Annotated in this window: 12 protein-coding genes; 7 read left to right on the top strand and 5 right to left on the bottom strand. The window is 62.7% G+C overall.

The genetic code is table 11. The features are described from left to right. Window positions 1–8: 8 nt before the first annotated feature. Complete coding sequence (locus Q1Y33_RS04250; RefSeq protein ID WP_300798503.1) at window positions 9–2,087, bottom strand: alpha-L-fucosidase; 2,079 nt, start codon at window positions 2,085–2,087, stop codon at window positions 9–11. A gap of 536 nt (window positions 2,088–2,623) precedes the next feature. Beyond that, window positions 2,624–4,228 (bottom strand): phosphoenolpyruvate carboxykinase (ATP), encoded by a 1,605-nt coding sequence (gene pckA, locus Q1Y33_RS04245; RefSeq protein ID WP_300798502.1) that lies wholly within the window; start codon window positions 4,226–4,228, stop codon window positions 2,624–2,626. Between the two features lie 303 nt (window positions 4,229–4,531). On the opposite strand from pckA, the gene Q1Y33_RS04240 reads away from it, so the two are divergent. From Q1Y33_RS04240 to Q1Y33_RS04210, 7 genes are all read left to right on the top strand, one after another. Beyond that, window positions 4,532–4,807, top strand: coding sequence for a hypothetical protein (locus Q1Y33_RS04240; RefSeq protein WP_300798501.1), 276 nt, complete (start codon window positions 4,532–4,534; stop codon window positions 4,805–4,807). 65 nt (window positions 4,808–4,872) lie between these two features. Then, window positions 4,873–5,985, top strand: coding sequence for a radical SAM family heme chaperone HemW (gene hemW / locus Q1Y33_RS04235; protein ID WP_300798500.1), 1,113 nt, complete (start codon window positions 4,873–4,875; stop codon window positions 5,983–5,985). Window positions 5,986–6,132: 147 nt separating this feature from the next. Beyond that, window positions 6,133–10,383 carry an alpha-glucan family phosphorylase gene (gene glgP, locus Q1Y33_RS04230; RefSeq protein WP_300798499.1) on the top strand — a complete coding sequence of 1,417 codons (4,251 nt, stop codon included), beginning with the start codon at window positions 6,133–6,135 and terminating at the stop codon, window positions 10,381–10,383. Window positions 10,384–10,505: 122 nt separating this feature from the next. After that, window positions 10,506–12,542 (top strand): glycogen debranching enzyme N-terminal domain-containing protein, encoded by a 2,037-nt coding sequence (locus Q1Y33_RS04225; RefSeq protein ID WP_300798498.1) that lies wholly within the window; start codon window positions 10,506–10,508, stop codon window positions 12,540–12,542. 169 nt (window positions 12,543–12,711) lie between these two features. Beyond that, window positions 12,712–14,031, top strand: a complete 1,320-nt coding sequence (locus Q1Y33_RS04220) for a glycosyltransferase family 4 protein (protein ID WP_363322791.1) — start codon at window positions 12,712–12,714, stop codon at window positions 14,029–14,031. A 9-nt stretch (window positions 14,032–14,040) separates the two neighbouring features. Beyond that, window positions 14,041–15,252 (top strand): glycoside hydrolase family 57 protein, encoded by a 1,212-nt coding sequence (locus tag Q1Y33_RS04215; protein ID WP_300798497.1) that lies wholly within the window; start codon window positions 14,041–14,043, stop codon window positions 15,250–15,252. Window positions 15,253–15,790: 538 nt separating this feature from the next. Next, window positions 15,791–17,302 carry a DUF3667 domain-containing protein gene (locus Q1Y33_RS04210; protein WP_300798496.1) on the top strand — a complete coding sequence of 504 codons (1,512 nt, stop codon included), beginning with the start codon at window positions 15,791–15,793 and terminating at the stop codon, window positions 17,300–17,302. Window positions 17,303–17,408: 106 nt separating this feature from the next. Here the strand turns inward: Q1Y33_RS04210 and Q1Y33_RS04205 are convergent, their stop codons facing one another. From Q1Y33_RS04205 to Q1Y33_RS04195, 3 genes are all read right to left on the bottom strand, one after another. Further along, the gene (locus tag Q1Y33_RS04205; RefSeq protein WP_300798495.1) at window positions 17,409–18,329 is read right to left on the bottom strand and encodes a helix-turn-helix transcriptional regulator; all 921 of its coding nucleotides are present in this window, start codon (window positions 18,327–18,329) and stop codon (window positions 17,409–17,411) included. 81 nt (window positions 18,330–18,410) lie between these two features. After that, window positions 18,411–19,280, bottom strand: coding sequence for a YegS/Rv2252/BmrU family lipid kinase (locus Q1Y33_RS04200; protein ID WP_300798494.1), 870 nt, complete (start codon window positions 19,278–19,280; stop codon window positions 18,411–18,413). A 67-nt stretch (window positions 19,281–19,347) separates the two neighbouring features. Further along, a complete protein-coding gene (locus Q1Y33_RS04195) occupies window positions 19,348–20,355 on the bottom strand; it encodes an FAD:protein FMN transferase (RefSeq protein WP_300798493.1) in 1,008 nt (335 codons plus the stop codon). Window positions 20,356–20,490 lie beyond the last annotated feature (135 nt).

The following is a 20,490-nucleotide window of genomic DNA, read 5'->3' as shown; positions in this document are numbered from 1 at the left end:
ACGCGGCATCACTCTTCCGCCGAGACGTAAGGGATGCGGCTGCGGTCGGTCAGCACGCCGAACTCACCCACGCCATATTCCTCGCCGGACTGCGTGCGGCGAGGCACAAGCCGCACGTAGCGTGCCCCGACCGTCCGGCCGAATCCGACGGTGCGGCGGATCGGATTGTTGACGATGTTGTCGAAGGAGGCGTTCTCCCGCAGCGTCGTCCAATGTTTCGCATCGGTGCTGACGGCCAGATCATAGGCAATCAGGCAGCCGCCACGCCCCGCGAGCAGGGGTTCGTAGAAGAATCCCGTGAGCGGCAGCGTGCGGCCCAGGTCGACCGTGAGCGTCTCGCCCCCGGCGAGCCGGGCGCCGCGGCTGCAGGTCTCGTCGCCGTTGTCCGGAAGGCCGTCGACTGCTCCGGCGGCCGAAGCGGGCTCCACGACACGGAAGCCGCGCGGTGCAAGGTCCCAGTCCCAGCGTGCCGGGGCGCTCGTGCGCCCTTCGGAGACGACGATGGCGGCCAGGCGGCACGGGCCCGTCACGGTGAAGGGCTCCGCGTAGCGTGCCGAGGCGGTCGTGGGCTGCGAGCCGTCGAGCGTATAATAGATCTCACCGGGCTCCGCGGCCGTGAGGGTCACGCGCCCCTGCTTGTCGCGCAGCGCCGCGGGGGCTTCGATGAAGACGCGGTCGTCATAAAGCGCCAGGCGGTTGAGCACGGGTGCCGCCAGCGAGCGGTCGATCACCACGCGCAGGCCGCAGGTCGTCACGCGGTCGATGCGCACGATGCGCTTGTAGCCGACGGTCGTCTCGCGGGCCGCCTCGCGCCACGCGCCGTCATCATCGAGCGTCTCGATGCGGAAGGCGGCGATGCGCTGCCCGAGCGGGATGTACTCCTGCAGCATCACGCGGTTGAAGGTCCGCTCCTCGGGGAAGTGCAGCGTAAACGTCGCGTTCAGCACGTCGTCCGCCGTCGCCCAACAGCTGTCGTAATCGTCGTCGAGCAGATTTTCGGCTCCGTAGCCGCGGCCGCGCACGTCGGACGCCTCGATGCGGGCGCCCTGCGCGAGGTCCGTGGCGAAGATTTCATCCAGCGCGGCGCGGAATTCCATCAGGCGCGCCGAGTCGACCGCGCAGATCAGGCCCCGCTTGTCGGCCGGCACGTTGAGCAGCAGCAGCGAGTTGCGTCCCACGCTGTTGTAGTAGATCGTCAGCAGCTCGGCAAGCGACTTGACCTGCCCGTCCTCGGAGGCGCGGTAGAACCATCCCGGACGGATCGAGACATCGGTTTCGGAAGGAACCCACGCCTCGCCGAGCATGTTGCCGCAGTTGAGCGTATCGAGTGCGGGCGACTTGCCGGGAGCAAAGCCCGTCGTGTCGAGACGCGACCAGCAGGTGCGGCCTGCAAATCCCGCCTCGTTGCCGACCCAGCGGCAGCCGGGGCCCACGTCGCTGAAGATCACCGCACCGGGCTGGCAGGCGTAGACGGTCTCGTGGTAGCGTTTCCAGTCGTAGACCTGCCGCTTGCCGTTGGGGCCTTCACCGCAGGCGCCGTCGAACCACTGTTCGAAGACCTCGCCATAGCTGCCCAACGCACTGCGGAGCGTCGCGACGAAGGCCTCGTTGTAGTCGGGCGTGCCGTAGGTCGGGTCGTTGCGGTCCCAGGGCGAGATGTAAACGCCGAACTTCAGGCCCTCCTCGCGGCACGCCTCCGAGAGTTCGCGCAGCACGTCGCCCTTGCCGTCGCGCCAGGAGCTCTGGGCCACGGTGTGGCTGCTGGCCGGATTGGGCCAGAGGCAGAAGCCGTCGTGGTGCTTCGCCGTGAGGATGATGCCCTTCATGCCGGCAGCCGAGGCGATGGCGGCCCACTGGCGGCAGTCGAGTGCCGTCGGCTGGAAAAGGTCGACGCTCTCGGTGCCCTTGCCCCACTCCGATTCGGTGTAGGTGTTGGGGCCGAAATGGACGAACAGGTTGGTCTCCATGCGCTGCCAGGCGACTTGCTCGGGCGTAGGCACGGGGCCGAACGCCGCGGGAGGCGGGGTCTGGCAGGCCGTCACGACGGCCGCGCAGCAGAGCGTTGTCAGGATGTCGGAAAGTTTCATATCAATTCGTTTCTTCGGGTTTCGCAGCCAGTGGAATCGTTACACAAGCCCGAACCGGAACCGACAGCGATTGGTTCATCTGGATGGACATGGTTGCGGTTTCAGGTTACGTTTGTAAAATTACGCATATACCCCCGAAAAACCAAACTTGCCGTATTTTTAACGCGAACCCTCTTTCCGTATCACCCGCTCCACCGCGCTTACGCCGCGATTATGAGCGTTCTCCAAACAATTTCTTTTTACGCTAACAGGCTCCGGAGGCAAAAACCAATTCCTACACACGTGTATTCCAGCCGGGCGCATCCGCTTTCCGGCACCGGCCGCCCTGCCGCCGCAGTGGCCCGCAAAAAAACAGTGCGGAAACCACGGGACGGAGATCACGGGACGGGAACCACGGGGCGGAAACCACGGGGCGGAAACCACGGGGCGGAGACAAAAACAAAAAACGGAGCCGCGACCCGATGGGTCACGGCTCCGTCGATCAAAACGGCAGGAGCGGCGCATCCGATGGACGGCGCCCCGCCGTCATGCGGATATTACAGCTTCGGGCCGGCAGCCACGAGGCTCTTGCCCTCCTCGTTGCCGGTGAACTTCGCGAAGTTCTTGATGAAGCGGCCGGCGAGGTCCCTGGCCTTTACATCCCAGTCTGCGGGGTTCTGGTACGTGTCGCGCGGATCGAGGATCGCGGGATCGACACCCGGCAGAGCGGTCGGCACCTTGAAGTCGAAGATCGGCATCATCTTCGTCGGCGCCGTGTCGATCGAACCGTCGAGGATGGCGTCGATGATACCGCGCGTATCCTTGATCGAGATACGCTTGCCCGTGCCGTTCCAGCCCGTGTTCACGAGGTAGGCCGTAGCGCCCGACTGCTGCATGCGCTTTACGAGCTCCTCACCGTACTTGGTGGGGTGCAGCGACAGGAAGGCGGCGCCGAAGCAGGCCGAGAAGGTCGGCGTGGGCTCCGTGATACCGCGCTCCGTGCCGGCGAGCTTGGCCGTGAAACCGGAGAGGAAGTAGTACTTCGTCTGCTCGGGGGTCAGGATCGAAACCGGGGGCAGCACGCCGAATGCGTCGGCCGAGAGGAAGATCACCTTCTTGGCGGCCGGAGCCTTCGATACGGGCTTCACGATGTTCTTGATGTGGAAGATCGGGTACGACACGCGCGTGTTCTCCGTCACGGACTTGTCGGCGAAGTCGATCGCACCCTTCGCACCTACCGTCACGTTCTCCAGCAGGGCATTGCGGCGGATGGCGTTCCAGATGTCGGGCTCGTTCTCCTTCGAGAGGTTGATCACCTTGGCGTAGCAGCCGCCCTCGAAGTTGAAGACGCCGTCGTCGTCCCAGCCGTGCTCGTCGTCACCGATGAGCTGACGCTTCGGGTCGGTCGACAGCGTGGTCTTGCCCGTACCCGAGAGGCCGAAGAAGATGGCCGTCTCGCCCTTCTCGTTGGTGTTGGCCGAGCAGTGCATCGAAGCAATGCCCTTGAGCGGCAGCAGGTAGTTCATGTAGGAGAACATGCCCTTCTTCATCTCGCCGCCGTACCAGGTGTTGATGATCACCTGCATCTTCTCCGTCAGGTTGAAGACGACGGCCGTCTCCGAGTTCAGGCCGAGCTTCTTGTAGTTCTTGACCTTGGCCTTCGAGGCGTTCAGCACCACGAAGTCGGGCTCGCCGTACTCCTCGAGCTCGGCGTCCGTCGGACGGATAAACATGTTCTTCACGAAGTGTGCCTGCCAGGCCACCTCCATGATGAAGCGGATCTTCAGACGCGAGTTCTCGTTGGCGCCGCAGAAGGTATCCACCACGTAGAGCTTCTTGCCCGAGAGCTCCTGGGCTGCGATCTTCTTCAGCTCCTTCCAGGCAGCCTTCGTTACGGGCTTGTTGTCGTTCTTGTACTCGTCGGAGGTCCACCAGATCGTATCCTTGGTGGTCTCGTCCATGACGAAGAACTTGTCCTTGGGCGAACGACCCGTGTAGACGCCCGTCATGACGTTCACGGCACCCATGTCGGTCAGCTGACCCTTCTCGTAGCCGCGCAGGCCCTTCTTGGTCTCCTCACGAAAGAGCTCGTCGTAGGAGGGATTGTACACGATCTCGGTCACACCCGTGATCCCATACTTTCTCAAATCCATTTTGTCCATAGTCGTTTGTTATTTTTAATAAAACCTCTTGTTCCGTACATCCGGCCGGAAGGCATCTCCCGCACCGGGCAGGTTCCGCATGCGCAGGCGCCCCTTCGGACGCCCTCTTCCGCCGACCCCGCCACGCGGGGCTTTCCGGTTCGATCCGCCGCCTCGGGAAATGTGTCCCGTATGAACGCTCCCGACCCGCGGATTTTCTGTTTCCCATTAACGGCCCGCCGCCGACGGCATGCGGGTCAACCCAACGTCCGGGCCCCGAATCCGGGGCTCCGACGGCACAAAGGTAGAAAAAGTTTCAGAATTGTGAAAAAATTAACAGTGAAAATTACAAAAAAAATTTATTATTTTTTTCTTCCACCGCAACAAGCTCATTCACAACACTGTAACAACGTCAAAAAACCTCCGTGCAAACGCCGGCGCCGGGATAAAACCACCCCGTCGCGAAACCCGCTCCGGCACGGCGGCGCACCGGAAGCGGAGCGGCCGCTCGCATCGTCCGAAGGCAGCGTCCGGATCGTCGGACCGGCATCCGGGATCGCACTCCGGGCCGATACCCTCCGTAACCTGCAACTTTTATGACAGAACGTCCTCTTTTCGGGGAAAATTGCACCGGGGACCGATTTTTTTTGCTACATTTGATAATTATGGCCGGACTTTATTTCCACATCCCCTTCTGCAAACGCATCTGCGCCTACTGCGACTTCTACAAGAGCGTCGAAACGGCACGGCTCGGAGAGACCCTGCAGGCGATGCACCGCGAGCTGGAGAGCCGCCGCGAATACCTCGGCGGCGAGGCGGTCCGCACGCGCTACTTCGGCGGCGGCACGCCGTCGCTCTGCCCGCCGGAGCAGTTGCGCGCCCTGCTCGACCATGCGGCCGGACTGTTCGACTGCTCGGCCGCGGAGGAGACCACGCTCGAGGCCAACCCCGACGACCTCACGCCCCGCTACCTCGCCGCCCTGCGCGAGGCGGGCATCGACCGGCTCTCGATCGGCATCCAGTCGCTCGACGACGACTGCCTGCGGCTGATGAACCGCCGCCACACGGCCCGGCAAGCCGTCGAGGCGGTCCGCGCAGCCCGCGACGCGGGATTCGGCAACATCACCGTCGACCTGATCTTCGGCGTCCCGGGCTTCGGCGGCGACGCGCTGCGCCGCACGCTCGACGGTATCCTGGCGCTGGAGGCGGAACACGTCTCGGCCTACCACCTCACCATCGAACCCGACACCGCCTTCGGGCGGCGCGCAGCGCGCGGGAGCTTCGCTCCGGTGGAGGAGCAGGTGAGCGAAGAGGAGTTCCTCACCGTGCACCGCACACTGACCGAAGCCGGATACGAGCACTACGAAATCTCGAACTTCGCCCGCCCGGGCTACCGCGCCCGCCACAACGCCGCCTACTGGCACGGGGAAAAATACCTCGGCATCGGTCCTGCGGCCCACTCGTTCGACGGCGCGGAGCGCCACTGGAACGCCGCCTCCGTCGCACGCTACATCGCCGGCGAAGAGGCCGAAGCGGAGCGGCTCACCGAACGCGACCGCTACAACGAGTACCTGCTCACGCGGCTGCGCACGGCCGAGGGGATCGACCTCGAAGAGCTCCGGCAGCGCTTCGGCGCGGAGCGTCTCGCACGCCTCCGCTCGGAGGCCGAAGCGTGGACCGGGAGCGGTACGGTGCACATTTCGTCCGGACGCATGGCCATTCCGCCCGAACGCTTCCTCGTCTCGGATGCCGTTATCGAATCGCTGTTCGAAACGTGACGCAGGGGCCAAAATCGTGAGCCTGAAATGTTAAGTTATTCTTAAATAATTTTATTAATTGATTTTCGGGTTGTTTTATATAATTATAAGTATTACCTTTGCGACCGGAAATCAATCCGGATTGTCACGGAAAAATTACAAAAGTATATGAGCAATGCAAAATTGTCGCCCGACTTCCTCTTCGAAGTAAGTTGGGAGGTATGCAACAAAGTCGGCGGAATCCATACCGTCATCTCTACCAAGGCACAGACCGCGATCCGCAAATTCGGTGAGCGTTACATCCTGCTCGGACCCGACCTCTCGCACGAGGGGCAGAACCCCGAATTCCAGGAGGACCCCAACCTGCTGAAGGCCTGGCGGCAGACCGTCTACAACGAAGGCATCCGCATCCGCGTGGGCCGCTGGAAGATCAAGGGTGAGCCGATGGTCATCCTCGTGGACTTCTCGTCGCTCATCCCGCGCAAGGACGAAATACTCAAGAGCCTCTGGGAGACCTACCACGTGGATTCGATCTCGGGACAGTGGGACTACGTCGAGCCGGTGCTCTTCGGCTGGGCCGCAGGCAAGGTCATCGCCTCCTACGTCGACACTTTCTGCACCGCCACCGAAAAGGTCGCCGCACACTTCCACGAATGGATGACCGCCGCCGGCGGCCTCTGCCTGCGCATGCAGGCCCCCTACGTGGCCACGGTCTTCACGACCCACGCCACCGTCATGGGCCGCTGCATCGCCGGCAACCGTCTGCCGCTCTACAACGACCTCTCGAAGTTCAACGCCGACGAGCTGGCCCGCCAGTTCAACGTCACGGCCAAGCACTCGATCGAGAAGATGGCCGCCACGTACCACGACGAGTTCCTCACCGTGAGCGACATCACCGCCTCGGAGTGCAAGTACCTGCTCGGCCGCGAGGTCGACGGCGTGACGCCCAACGGCTTTGAGAACGACTTCGTATGGAGCGGCGACGAGTACGTCGCCAAGCGCGCCGAGGCCCGCCGGGCGATGATCTCCGTGGCCGAGGCCTGCCTGGGCCGCAAGTTCGCCACCGATCCGCTCATCATCGGCACGAGCGGCCGCTACGAGTTCCACAACAAGGGGCTCGACGTCTTCATCGAGTCGCTCAAGCAGCTGGCCGCTTCGGACCGTCTCCAGCGCGAGGTGCTCGCCTACATCACCGTGCCGGCCGGCAACCGCGGCCCGCGCGTCGACCTGCAGGCCCATCTGGCCGACCCGTCGAAGCCCATCGACGACAGCCAGTACAAATATTCGACCCACTACCTCGAGAACCAGACCTGGGACCCGATTGTCAACGCCCTGGCCGGCTCGGTGCTCACGACGGCCGACTCGAAGGTCAAGGTGATCTTCGTGCCCACCTACCTGAACAAGAGCGACGGCATCTTCAACAAGGATTACTACGAACTGCTCGTCGGCATGGACGTCACGGTCTTCCCCTCCTACTACGAGCCGTGGGGCTACACGCCGCTGGAGTCGGTGGCCTTCTCCGTCCCGACGATCACCACGACGCTCGCCGGATTCGGCCTCTGGGTCGAGAAGCAGCGCGTGCACACCGGCGTGGAGGTCATCCGCCGCGACGACTACAACGACAAGGAGGCCGAGCAGCAGATCGCCGACGCCCTGCTGCGTTTCAGCCTGCTCGACGAGAAGCATGTGAACGAGGCCCGCGTCTCGGCCTATGAGATCGCCGAAACGGCTCTCTGGGAGCACCTCTACGAGAAGTACGAGGAGGCCTATTCCGAGGCCATCGAGAGCTCGATCGTCCGCACGAACCGCGCGGTGCTCGAGGACGGCGGCGCCAAGACCGAGCAGATCAACTTCGTGCGCCAGCAGCTCTTCGTCGAGAAGCCCAACTGGAGCCGCATGATGGTCGACAAGACCCTGCCCAAACGTCTGCACGCCCTCGAGGAGCTCTCGCGCAACCTCTGGTGGTGCTGGAACCCCGGCGCCCGCGACCTGTTCGAGAACATCGACCCAGCGCTCTGGACCGAGTGCGAGCGCAACCCGATCGTCTTCCTCGACAAGCTGAGCGTCGAGCGCCTCAAGGAGCTCGAGCACGACAGCGCCTTCCTCGGCCAGCTCGACGCCGTCTACGCACAGTTCCGCAACTACATGAACGAAAAGCCCGACCCGAAGGCCACGACGATCACCTACTTCTCGATGGAGTACGGCCTGCACTCGTCGCTGAAGATCTACTCGGGCGGTCTGGGCATCCTCGCCGGCGACTACCTCAAGGAGGCGTCGGACAAGAACGTCCCGATGACGGCCGTGGGCCTGCTCTACCGCTACGGCTACTTCACGCAGCGTCTCTCGGCACAGGGTGCCCAGGAGGCGACCTACGAGGCGCAAAACTTCTTCAAGCTGCCCATCTCGCCCGTGCGTGACGAGGCCGGCCGCTGGGTCACGGTGACCATCGCCTTCCCGGGCCGCACGCTCTCGGCGCGCGTCTGGAAGTGCCAGGTCGGCCGCACGGACCTCTACCTGCTCGACGCCGACTACGAGGACAACCTCGAGGAGGACCGTCAGATCACCCACTACCTCTACGGAGGCGACTGGGAGAACCGCCTCAAGCAGGAGATCCTGCTCGGCATCGGCGGTATCCGCGCCCTGCGCAAGCTCGGCATCAAGCACGACGTATACCACTGCAACGAGGGCCACGCCGCCTTCATCGGCATCGAACGCATCCGCGAGCTCGTCAACCACAAGAAGCTCTCCTTCTCGGAGGCGCTGGAGGTGATCCGCTCGTCGTCGCTCTTCACCACGCACACGCCCGTGCCGGCCGGCCACGACGCCTTCCCCGAGTCGATGATCCGCCAGTACATGTCGCACTACCCCGACGTGCTGGGCATCACCTGGGAGCAGTACATCAACCTCGGCAAGACCAACCCCAACGACCCGAACGAAAAGTTCTCGATGTCGGTGCTGGCCTGCAACCTCTCGCAGGAGGTCAACGGCGTATCGTGGCTCCACGGCGAGGTGTCGAAGGAGATTCTGGGCAACATGTGGCCGGGCTACTTCAAGAACGAGCTCCACATCGGCTACGTCACCAACGGCGTGCACTTCCCGACGTGGATCGCCACGTCGCTGCGCCGCCTCTACGCCCGCTACTTCCCCGAAGGGTTCGAGGGCCACGTCTACAACATCCCGGCCTGGCAGAAGGTGCACAACATTCCCGACGAGGAGCTCTGGGGCGAGCGCATGAAGCTCAAGAACCGCCTCATCAAGCATATCCGCAAGCGCTACAGCGATCCCAAGCAGGTGCGTCTCGACTCGCCGCGCCAGATGCTGCAGATCATCGAGGGCATCAAGCCCGAGGTGCTGACCATCGGTTTCGCCCGCCGCTTCGCCACCTACAAGCGCGCCTACCTGCTCTTCACGAACCTCGACCGGCTCTCGGCCATCGTCAACAACAAGGAGCGCCCCGTGCAGTTCATCTTCGCGGGCAAGGCACACCCGAACGACAAACCGGGCCAAGACCTCATCAAGCGCATCGTCGAGGTGGCCGCCATGCCGCAGTTCGTGGGCAAGATCATCTTCCTGCAGAACTATGACATGGAGCTCGCACGCCGCATGGTACAGGGCGTGGACGTATGGCTCAACACGCCGACGCGCCCGCTCGAGGCCTCGGGTACGTCGGGCGAAAAGTGCGTCATGAACGGAGTGATGCAGTTCTCGGTGCTCGACGGCTGGTGGGTCGAGGGCTACAAGGAGGGTGCCGGCTGGGCCCTGCCCATGGAGCGCACCTTCACCGACCAGCGCTTCCAGGACGAGCTCGACGCCGAGATGATCTACAACACCATCGAGGAGCAGATCGCACCGCTCTACTACCGCCGCGGCGTCGACGGCATTCCGCACGAGTGGGTCGCTTCGGTGAAGAAGTGCGTGGCCGACATCGCCTCGAACTTCACGATGAACCGCCAGCTGATCGACTACGAGGAGCGCTTCTACAACAAGCTCGCCGCACGCAAGCACGCGATCGTCGAGGGCGGCTACAAGCTCGCACGCGAAATCGCCGCCTGGAAACGCAAGGTCTCGGCCGCATGGGACCAGGTGCGCGTCGTCGACGTACAGCGCGTGAAGATCAACAAGGAGGCCGTCTACGTGGGCGAAAAGTACCACTTCGAGGTGAAGCTCGACGTGGCCAACCTGCGGCCCGAGGACCTCGGGGTTGAGATGGTCGTCGCACAGCAGATCATCGGCGGACAGAGCATCAACGTCACGCGCACGATCCAGCTCGAACGTGTCGCCACGGAGGGCAGTCTGGTGACCTACGCACTCGACTACACACCCGACGAGACCGGTACGTTCGACGTGGCGCTGCGCGTCTACCCGAGCAACCCGAACCTGCCGCACCGCATGGACTTCGCGCTGGTAAAGTGGGCATAACGGCAACCGGCATTGAAAAAACAACAAGGGACGACAAAAAAGGTGTTATTTTTCAAATATTCCGTTCCCGGAAAGAGAAATTTTCAATATCTTTATAGAGCGAACCGTAATTATAAAAAAATATGTCAGCACTAACTTTCGAGAAAAGCGAATTGAGTAACCTCGAGTATTCGCTCCAGCGGGAGATGCTTGCCACGGACCGCATCGGCGGTTACATGAGCAGCACGATCGTCTGCTGCAATACGCGACGCTACCACGGACTGATCGTCTCCCCGATCGACGAAACGGACAATACCTACGTCCTGCTTTCGTCGCTCGATGAGACCATCATCCAGCACGACCAGTCGTTCAACCTGGCCCTGCACCGTTTCCAGGGTGTCTACGAACCTCGCGGACACAAGTACATCACCGACTTCGAATACACGCCAACCCCGACGATCACCTACCGCGTCGGCGGCGTCATCCTCCGCAAGGAGCTGCTCTGGATTCACAAGCGCACGCAGCTGATGATCCGCTACACACTCGTGGATGCCCACTCGGAGACGAAGCTGCGTCTGCGTCCGTTCCTCGCTTTCCGCGACAAGCACACGCTGACGCACGCCAACATGGAGGCCGACGGCCACTCCTACCCCGCCGTCAACGGCGTGAAGTGCCGTCTCTACGAATCGTTCCCGTGGCTCTATCTGCAGACGAACAAGCCCGAGGCCGAATTTGTCCCCGCGCCCGACTGGTACTACAACTTCGAGTACCTGCAGGACATCGCCCGCGGCTACGAGGGCCACGAGGATCTCATGACCACGGGTTACTTCGAGACCGAGCTCAAGAAGGGTGAGAGCATCATCTTCTCTGCCTCGCTCGACGAGATGGGCTCGACGAAGACCATCGAGGAGATGTTCAACGCCTCGATCGCCCGCCGCACCCACAAGGTCGACTTCCACAGCTGCCTGGAGCACTCGGCACGCCAGTTCCTGATCCGCCGCCCGGGCAACCGCACGGAGGTGATCTCGGGCTACCCGTGGCACGGCGTCACGGCCCGCCAGACCTTCGTCGCCCTGCCGGGCATCACGATCCGCCAGGGACACAAGGAGGACTGCATCGACGCGCTCGACACGCTCGTGCGCGACATGAAGGAGGGCATGTTTGCGGGTGACGGCTCGGCAGCCGAGGCTGCGGATGCTCCGCTGTGGTTCTTCTGGACGCTCCAGGAACTCGAAAAGGAGATCGGCGGCAAGGCCGTCTGGGAGCGCTACGGCGAGGCCATGAAGGGCATTCTGGAGAACTACCGCAAGGGGGTTGCCGGCCGCGTGATCCTCAACGACAACGGACTCGTATGGGCTTCGGCCGACCAGCCGCTCACGTGGATGAACTCGGTGATCGACGGCGTGGCCGTCACGCCCCGCAACGGCTATCAGGTCGAGGTCAACGCCCTTTGGTACAACGCCGTATGCTACGCGCTCGAACTGGCCGAAGCCAACGGCGACAAGGCCTTCGTCAAGGCATGGAAAGCCCTGCCCGAGCGCACGAAGGCCTCGTTCAACGAGCTCTTCCGCCTGCCGGAGGGCTATCTGGCCGACTACGTGGGTGAAAACGGACCCGACAAGTCGATCCGCCCGAACATGATCATCGCCTGCGGCCTGAAGTACAAGATGCTCGACACGGAGGCACAGCTCGACGTGATCCGCACGGTGCGCCAGCACCTGCTCACGCCGCGCGGCCTGCGCACGCTCTCGCCGCGCAACCCGCTCTACCGGGGCACGCAGATCGGCACGCCCGCCGAGCGCGACTTCGCCGGCAAGAACGGATCGGTATGGCCCTGGCTGCTGATGTTCTACGTCCGCGCCTGCTTCGACATCGACGGCGCACGCTTCTGCCCGCAGGCCGAGGAGATGCTCGAGAACTTCAACGAGGACATCCAGAGCTACGGCATCGGCTCGATCGCCGAACTCTTCGACGCCGATCCCCCGTTCTCGCCCCGCGGCGCCATTTCGCAGGCCTGGAGCGTAGCCGCCGTGCTGGACATCTGCCACCTGGTTCACGCCTACAAGCCCGCGGAGAAGCCTGCCAGGGCCCCGAGAAAGGCTGCAGCCAAGAAGACGGCCGAGGCCGCCGAGACGAAACCGGCAGCAAAACGGACCGCAAAGAAGACGACAAAGAAATAACAGACAAACGAAAGATTCCGACGTCCGCACGCAAAGACAGTGAGAGAATCGGCGAAACTCCCCGCGGGGTGTTTCCGAGCGGGTGGTACGGGACGCGAAGACGGCATGAAACCGGCGGAAACGCCCCACAGCGTACAGGCGAAAAACATTTAATAACAGGAGATAAATTATGAGAGTTTTAATGTTCGGTTGGGAGTTTCCGCCCCATATCGCGGGAGGTCTGGGCACGGCATGCTACGGCATGACGCGCGGTCTGGCCCGCAACGGCGTCGACGTGACGTTCGTGGTGCCGCATGCCTACGGTGACGAGGACCAGCGTTTCATCCACGTGGTCAACGCCAGTGACGTGGAGGCGCTTTACGGCTCGACCGGCAGCGGAGCCGACGACGTCCTCGAAAAGATGTCGTTCATCCACATCGATTCCAACATGGTACCCTACATCTCGCCCGAAGAGTACGAGAGCTACCATGAGCAGTATGTCAAGACCGGCCAGAAGACGTGGTCCACGACCGACGCCTGGAAGCAGCGCTACACCTTCTCGGGCAAATACGGTGCCAACCTCATGGAGGAGGTGGCCCGCTACGCCGTGGTCGCAGCCCAGGTGGCCCGCGACCTGGAGGGACAGTTCGACGTGATCCACGCCCACGACTGGCTCACCTACTACGCCGGCATCGCCGCCAAGCGCGTATCGGGCAAACCGCTCGTCGTACACATGCACGCCACGGAGTACGACCGCAGCGGCGAGAACGTCAACACGCAGGTATACGCCATCGAGCGGGCCGGCATGGCGGCCGCCGACCGCGTGATCGCCGTGTCGAACCTCACGCGCAACATCGTCATCAACCGCTACGGCATCCCGGCCGACAGGGTCGTCACGGTGCACAACGCCGTGCGCTTCGCCGAGAACTCGACCGAGGCTCCCGAACGCGGCGTGGAGGACAAGATCGTCACCTTCCTGGGCCGCATCACCTACCAGAAGGGTCCCGACTACTTCGTCGAGGCGGCCGCCAAGGTGCTCAAGCGCGTTCCGAACGTGCGTTTCGTGATGGCCGGCTCGGGCGACATGATGAACCACGTCATCCGCCGTGTGGCACGCCTCGGCATCGCCGACCGTTTCCACTTCACGGGCTTCCTCCGCGGCGAGGACGTGCACAAGATGTTCCAGTTGTCGGATGTCTACGTCATGCCGTCGGTCTCGGAGCCGTTCGGCATCTCGCCCCTCGAGGCGATGCGTTCGAACGTCCCGGTCATCATCTCCAAGCAGAGCGGCGTGGCCGAGGTGCTCGATTACGCCGTGAAGGTGGACTACTGGGATGTGGATGCCCTCGCGGACTCGATCTACGCCCTGATCCAGTACCCCGCCCTGGCGCAGATGTTCGCTTCCAAGGGCCTCGAGGAGGTCACCAACCTCAAGTGGAACGACGCCGCAGCCAAGATCAAGAGCGTCTACGAAGCCGCGATCGAAGAAAACAAGAAACAACTAAAATAAATAGACCTTATGAAAACCGTCTGCTTATATTTTCAGGTTCACCAGCCCTGGCGTCTGAAGAAATACCGCTTCTTCAACATGGGCAAGGACCACAACTACCTGGACGACCTGCTGAACCGCTCGATCATGCAAAAGGTCGCCCGGCAGTGCTACCTTCCGATGAACGCCCTGCTGCTGAAGCTCATCAAGGAGAACAAGGGCAAGTTCCGCTGCACGTTCTCGATCACGGGCACGGCCGTCGAGCAGTTCCGCGCGTTCGCTCCCGAGGTGCTCGAGTCGTTCAAGGAGCTCGCCGCCACGGGATGCGTGGAGTTCCTGGCCGAGACCTATTCGCACTCGCTGGCTTCGCTCGCCTCGAAGGAGGACTTCACCGAGCAGGTGAAGCTCCACACGGCGATGCTGAAAAAGGAGTTCGGCGTGAAGCCCACGGCTTTCCGCAACACGGAGCTCATCTACTCGGACGAGATCGGCGAGATGGTCGCCGGCATGGGCTTCCGCACGATGCTGGCCGAGGGTGCCAAGCACGTGCTGGGCTGGAAGTCGCCCAACTACGTCTACGCCAACGCCAACGACCAGAAGCTGCGCCTGCTGCTGCGCAACTACAAGCTCTCGGACGACATCGCGTTCCGCTTCTCGGACAAGAACTGGGACCAGTGGCCGCTGACCGCCGACAAGTACGTGTCGTGGCTCTCTTCGGAGGAGACGCCGGGCGAGGTCATCAACCTCTTCATGGACTACGAGACCTTCGGTGAGCACCAGGGTGCCGATTCGGGCATCTTCGAGTTCATGCGCGCGCTGCCGAAGGCCGTGCTGGCCAAGAAGAGCGGCCTGGAGTTCGCCACGGTGAGCGAGACCGCCAAGAAGTACCAGCCCGTCTCGGTGCTGCACTGCCCGCACGTGATGTCGTGGGCCGACGAGGAGCGCGACGTGACGGCATGGCTCGGCAACGAACTCCAGAACGAGGCATTCGCCAAGCTCTATGCCCAGAAGGAGAAGGTCAAGGCTCTCAAGAGCGCCGATTTCGACTACGTATGGAGCTTCATGCAGACCTCGGACCACTTCTACTACATGGCGACGAAGTGGCTCTCGGACGGCGACGTACACTCCTACTTCAACCCCTACGATTCGGCCTACGACGCCTTCATCAACTACATGAACGTCCTCTCGGACTTCATCATCGAGCTGGACAAGGCCGTAGCCGCCAAGGCCGCCCGCAAATAGGACGGACTGACGGTACGAATCCGAAAACCGGGTCCCGCAACGGCGGGGTCCGGTTTTTTCTTTTGCCGCCGCAGAAAAGACGCCAGCCTCCACAGAACAAGCTGGGGGGGGCGAGTCAGGCAAACGGTGACACAGAACAGGCAGGCGGCGCTACAGGAAGGCAGGGAGGGAAGGGTGGGTGAAAGAAGAGGGCGAAAGGAGTGCGGGAAAACAGGGCGGAAACTTCGGGCGGCGGAAAGCCGGAAACTGCCGAAAAAATACTATCTTTGTACGCAAAACAGACAAAAGGATGAAAGGAGCGAACCGAACGTCCGCAACCGGCGGCAGAGACCTGACGGAGGCGAACGCCAACAAAGCCCCGGCGGGCGGGCCGGATGCAGAAGCACCGGCCGGAACGGCCGGAGGCGCATGCAATACCCCGGAAGAGCCGGGGAGGCAGGCCCCGCAGGGAAACCCGGACCGGCAAGGCAGGCAGGAGATTGAGAAACGGCCGAAAAGGCAGGACGGTGCAGGGGAAACCGTGGATTCGGAGAACCTTATGGAGCCGGAAGCTCCGGCCGGAGCGGAGCTGTCGGCAAAACCGGGACAGTCGACAGAAACAGGACAGTCGGACGGTCCGGCACAGTTGGGCGCCGCACCGAGTCCCGATGCAGCGCCGAATCCCGATGCAACCGGCCGTCCGGATAAAAAAAGCAGCAGCCGGGCCGACGAAGGCGAGGGGCTGCGGACGCGGCTCAAGGCCCGCAGGCAGGCCCTGCTGCGCCGCATCGAATACAGGCGGCTCAAGCGCATCCGCAAACGCACCGTGCCGGCCTACACCCACTGCAAGAACTGCGGCGAGAAGCTGCAGGGCATGTATTGCAGCCGCTGCGGACAATACGCACTCGACATCGAACAGCCCTTCTGGAAATACATCAAGCAGTATTTCGAAAACGTCTACCAGTTCGACAGCAAGGTATGGCAGACGCTCTGGCTGCTCTTCCGCCGCCCGGGCCTGCTGACCTGCGAGTTCAACGCCGGAAAGATCAACTCCTACGTCCACCCCTTCCGGCTCTACATGTTCATCTCGGTGATCTTCTTCACGCTCTTCTTCATGTTCGCGTCGGACATTGCCCAACGCAGCGTCCGGGAGTTCGCACTCCGACCGCAGCACCTGCCCGACACGGTCGTCGTACAGCTGCGCAGCGGAGCGCTGCACCCCGACACCTGCGTCTATCTCTACGACGGGGCGGGCTTCGCCGAGATGCTCGAACTGAAGGAGGTCCCGACGGAGGAGCTGCTGCAGGTCCAATCGCCGTTCGGCGGCCGGCACGGACTGACGCTGACACGCCTGCCGCAGCTGCTGCTCGACTCGTGCCTCTACCGCACGACGCTCAAACAGCGCGACCTGGAGAACCTCACGGTCGCCCGGCAGACAATCGCCCGCTACAACCCCGCCGCAGGATTGCAGGAGATCGACGGCCTCGACGCCGAAGAGGCCGACCGACTGGAAGCGCTCGATCTAGAGGAGTACGACGAGGAGCTGCTGGCGCTGCTGCGCACGTTCGACCCGCAGCGCACGCCGGTCTACGACTGGCGGCAAAAGCAGAGCGACCCGGACCAGCTGGAACAGCAGTGGCAGCAGGAGAGCTTCGTCAACAACCTGCTGGCCGACCTCTCGAAGTGGACGCCCCTCTACATGATGTTCCTGCTGCCGCTCTTCGCCCTGCTGCTCAAGTGGGCCTACCACAAGCGGCGGATGAACTTCATGCAGCACTTCGTCCACGCCATCCACATCAACTCCTTCTTCCTGCTGCTGGTCGCCGTACCCGCCGCCATCCTGATCTACTACGCCGAGGCACAGGAGAACAACGACGCAATCCTCATCAGCTTCGAGCTCTTCTTCGCGCTGGTCTTCCTCTACATGCTCCTCTCCTCGCACACGGTCTACCGCGAGGGGTGGTTCAAGACCCTCGTGAAGAGCCTGCTCGTCTTCGGATCGTTCACGTTCGTGGCGCTGTGCATCGCCTTCGTGCTCATCATCCGGCTGATCTACACCTACTGGGAGTAAGGCCCCGCACGGCCGGAGCAACACGGCGGGGGGGGCAACGAAAAAGAGTCCGGGCTGCGTCGTTCGCAACCCGGACCCGGTGTTTTCCGACACCCGGAGCCGGCCGTCAGCCGCGGCGCTTGTAGCGCGAGGGCGACGTGCCGGTATGCTGCTTGAAGTACTTGCCGAAGAAGGACTGCGTCGAAAAGTTCAGGTGGTAGGCGATCTCCTGGATGCTCATGCCCGAGTACTTGAGCAGCGCCTTCGCCTCGAGGATCACCGACTCGTCGATCCACCGCGCCGCCGTCTTGCCGCTCACCTCCTTGACCACCGACGAGAGGTACTTGGGCGTGATGTTGAGCTGCTTGGCGTAGAAGCTCACGTTGCGCTCACGCTTGCTGTACTGCTGCAGCAGCGACATGAACTCGTCGAAGAGCACCTCGCAGCGCCCCTGCTTCATCTGGCTCGGCTGCTCGCGCTGGTTGATCTCGGTGATGATGTAGAAGGCCGTGGTGAAGAGCGTGCGGATAATCTCGTGGCGGTAGCGCTCCTTGTCGCTGCGCAGCATCGTCTTGATGAGCTGGAACAGCTGACGTATCTCGTCGACATCCTCCTGCCGCACCTCCAGCACGGGGGCCTTGCCGAAGCGCATGTAGACCGGCAGCGACGTCGAGAGGTCGATCTGAATCTCGTTGACGAACGACTTGGAGAAGGCCAGCAGGTAGGCCGCGGCATTCGACGAGCACTTGACCGTGCGGATGATCGAGTCGGGATTGAAGAAGACGATCATGTTGGGCCGCACGTTGTAGTTCTGCATGTCGATCGACACGGTCGCCTCACCCGCCATCATGATGATGGCCGTAAAGCCGTCGACCGTCGTCGGATAGTTCGCCGTGGTGTTCTTGTCGGCCGTCAGGGTCGTGATGACCAAATCGTCCGAGAGGTAGGAAACATCGCTCATCTCCTTCTTGATGCGGGAGATGGATACTTTGTGCAGGCCCTCGCGGGAACCGTCCCGGCCCTTGCGTATCGTGCTGCTGTCGGCCATAGAGTCGTTGTTTTTCGGACAAATGTAAAAAATTCATTCGGGGAACGCAAGCACCTCACGGATTTTTCATCGCATGGGCGCTCAATCGCGCTGCATCTCGCACATCACGCGCAGCGCTCCCGGCAGGCATTCGATGTGGAGCGGGAACTCCGCTCCGGGCTGCCCGTCGACATCGGTCGGCTCGTTGCGCGTCGAGCAGATGTCGAGTTGCCGCACCTGCAACTGCCGGACGATTTTCGGGTTGCCGCCCAGCAGGTAGCTGCCCATGGCCAGCGTCGAGGTAAAGAGGTCCTTCTTCTCGAGCAGCAGGCAGTCGAACAACCCGTCCTTGATCGACGAACGGCGCGCCAGGCGGAACCCGCCGGCCGTCTCGCCGTTGAAGACCAGCACCATGAGCGACTGCAGGTCGAAATGCTCGCCGTCGGCCACGATCTCAAGCGGCATGGCGTGCATCGAGCAGAACTCCTTGACCCCCTCGACGAGGTAGGCCAGCTTGCCAATGCGGTGCTTGCGCTCGTCGGGCGTGCGCTGCGACGTGGTCGTGAAGACCCCGAACGAGAAGACATTGACAAAGTAGAGGTCGTTGACGCGGCCGCAGTCCACCCGTTCCTCCGTCCCGGAGGCGATTTGTCGCGCCGCCTCAAGCGGGTCCGACGACATGCCGAGCGCCCCGGCGAAGTCGTTGGCCGTACCGGCCGGAATCACGCCCAGCGGGATGTCGAGCCCCTTGCGCTTCATGGCGTTGACGGCGAAGTTCACCGTGCCGTCGCCGCCGGCGACGACCATCAGGTCGATCTGCTCGTTGCCGTCGAAAGGGTTGGCATCGAAATCAATCAGCTGCGGCGTCACGTCGTATCCGTAGGCCTGGAAGATGGTGCAGATGTTCTCGACGTTGCGGTCGATATGCCCCCGGCCGGACTGGGTATTATAAAGAAAAACAGCGGTTTTCATCAGGTTTCCATATTGGGTGCCGGCTGACGGAAGGGTGCAACGGACAGCTGCCGCCCCGGCACGGGTTCTACTGCATGATCAGGGGTTCCATCGCGGGCGAGACGTACTCTTCATAGTCGCCGTCCTCGCCTGCGAGGATGAAATAGGCCTGCAACTCCGGCAGGCGCTGCACGGCCGCAAGGGCATCGTCGGCCCCCATGGCCAGCAGCATCGTACCCAGCGCGTCGGCCTCGGCGCACGTCGGCGCCGCAACGGTCACCGACAGCAGGCGCGACACGACGCTGCGCCCCGTGCGCGGGTCGATCGTATGGGCCACCTTGCGGCCCGCCTCGTCGAGGTAGAAGCGGCGGTAGTTGCCCGACGTGGCCAGCCCGCCCGCGCTCATGCGGATGCGCCGCTGGAGGTAGGCCCCGTCGCTCATGTTGCCGTCGAAGGGGGTCTCGATGCCGATGCGCCAGGGCTGCCCCGCGGGGTTGACGCCGCGGCAGCGCACCTCGCCGCCGATGTCGACGATGTAGTTCCCGGCGCCGAAGCGCTCGACGAGCGCCGCCAGCAGGTCCACCGTGTAGCCCTTGGCCACGGAGTTGAAGTCCAGCTGCACGCGCGGGTCCTCCTTCACGAGGCGTCCCTGCTCGATGCGGACCTTCCCGCGCCCGACAAAGCACAGGATCGAGTCGATGTTCGGGTCCTTCGTGCGCTCCCGGCCGGCGAAGCCCCACGCCTCGACCAGCGGCTTGACCGTCACGTCGTAGCGGCCGTCGCTCAAGGCGCCGATGCTGTCCGCCAGACGGAGGTTGAAGGCGATGTGGCGGTCGACCGAATCGGTCTCGTTGCGGTTCAGGCGGCTCAGAAGCGACGTCGGGTCGAAGATCGACATCGACGCCTTGGCCTCACGGTCCAGCTCCATCGCGGCGGCATAGAGTTCCTGCGCCGTTGCTCCCCGCACATCGGCCACGACGTGCATCGTCGTGCCCAGCATCGCGCCGTCGACCGTCACATATTCCCCGCGCTGCGCGCAACTCCCCGCCACAAGGCACAAAACCCCTGCGGCCAGGCCGCGCAAAAGCCTTTTCATTTCCATCGTTTTCACTTGTTTAGTCGCAAAAATACGATTTTTCCTTCGCATCCGGTACTTTTCGCTGCAAAATGCAAATAATTTTTTCGTTTTTCATGCTTCATATCAATTATATTCGTACCTTTGCGGAACGCT

Source organism: uncultured Alistipes sp. (assembly GCF_949296715.1).
Classification (GTDB): Bacteria; Bacteroidota; Bacteroidia; order Bacteroidales; family Rikenellaceae; genus Alistipes.
The sequence above is the reverse complement of the archived record's forward strand: the minus strand, read 5'-3'. Positions and strand labels throughout refer to the sequence as shown.

Excerpts from the sequence above, each read along its gene's own strand:
- Q1Y33_RS04250 (WP_300798503.1), bottom strand. The coding sequence starts at position 2,087 with ATGAAACTTTCCGACATCCTGACAACGCTCTGCTGCGCGGCCGTCGTG.
- Q1Y33_RS04210 (WP_300798496.1), top strand. The coding sequence starts at position 15,791 with ATGGAGCCGGAAGCTCCGGCCGGAGCGGAGCTGTCGGCAAAACCGGGA.
- pckA (WP_300798502.1), bottom strand. The coding sequence starts at position 4,228 with ATGGACAAAATGGATTTGAGAAAGTATGGGATCACGGGTGTGACCGAG.
- hemW (WP_300798500.1), top strand. The coding sequence starts at position 4,873 with ATGGCCGGACTTTATTTCCACATCCCCTTCTGCAAACGCATCTGCGCC.
- Q1Y33_RS04200 (WP_300798494.1), bottom strand. The coding sequence starts at position 19,280 with ATGAAAACCGCTGTTTTTCTTTATAATACCCAGTCCGGCCGGGGGCAT.
- Q1Y33_RS04220 (WP_363322791.1), top strand. The coding sequence starts at position 12,712 with ATGAGAGTTTTAATGTTCGGTTGGGAGTTTCCGCCCCATATCGCGGGA.
- Q1Y33_RS04195 (WP_300798493.1), bottom strand. The coding sequence starts at position 20,355 with ATGAAAAGGCTTTTGCGCGGCCTGGCCGCAGGGGTTTTGTGCCTTGTG.
- Q1Y33_RS04205 (WP_300798495.1), bottom strand. The coding sequence starts at position 18,329 with ATGGCCGACAGCAGCACGATACGCAAGGGCCGGGACGGTTCCCGCGAG.
- glgP (WP_300798499.1), top strand. The coding sequence starts at position 6,133 with ATGAGCAATGCAAAATTGTCGCCCGACTTCCTCTTCGAAGTAAGTTGG.
- Q1Y33_RS04225 (WP_300798498.1), top strand. The coding sequence starts at position 10,506 with ATGTCAGCACTAACTTTCGAGAAAAGCGAATTGAGTAACCTCGAGTAT.
- Q1Y33_RS04215 (WP_300798497.1), top strand. The coding sequence starts at position 14,041 with ATGAAAACCGTCTGCTTATATTTTCAGGTTCACCAGCCCTGGCGTCTG.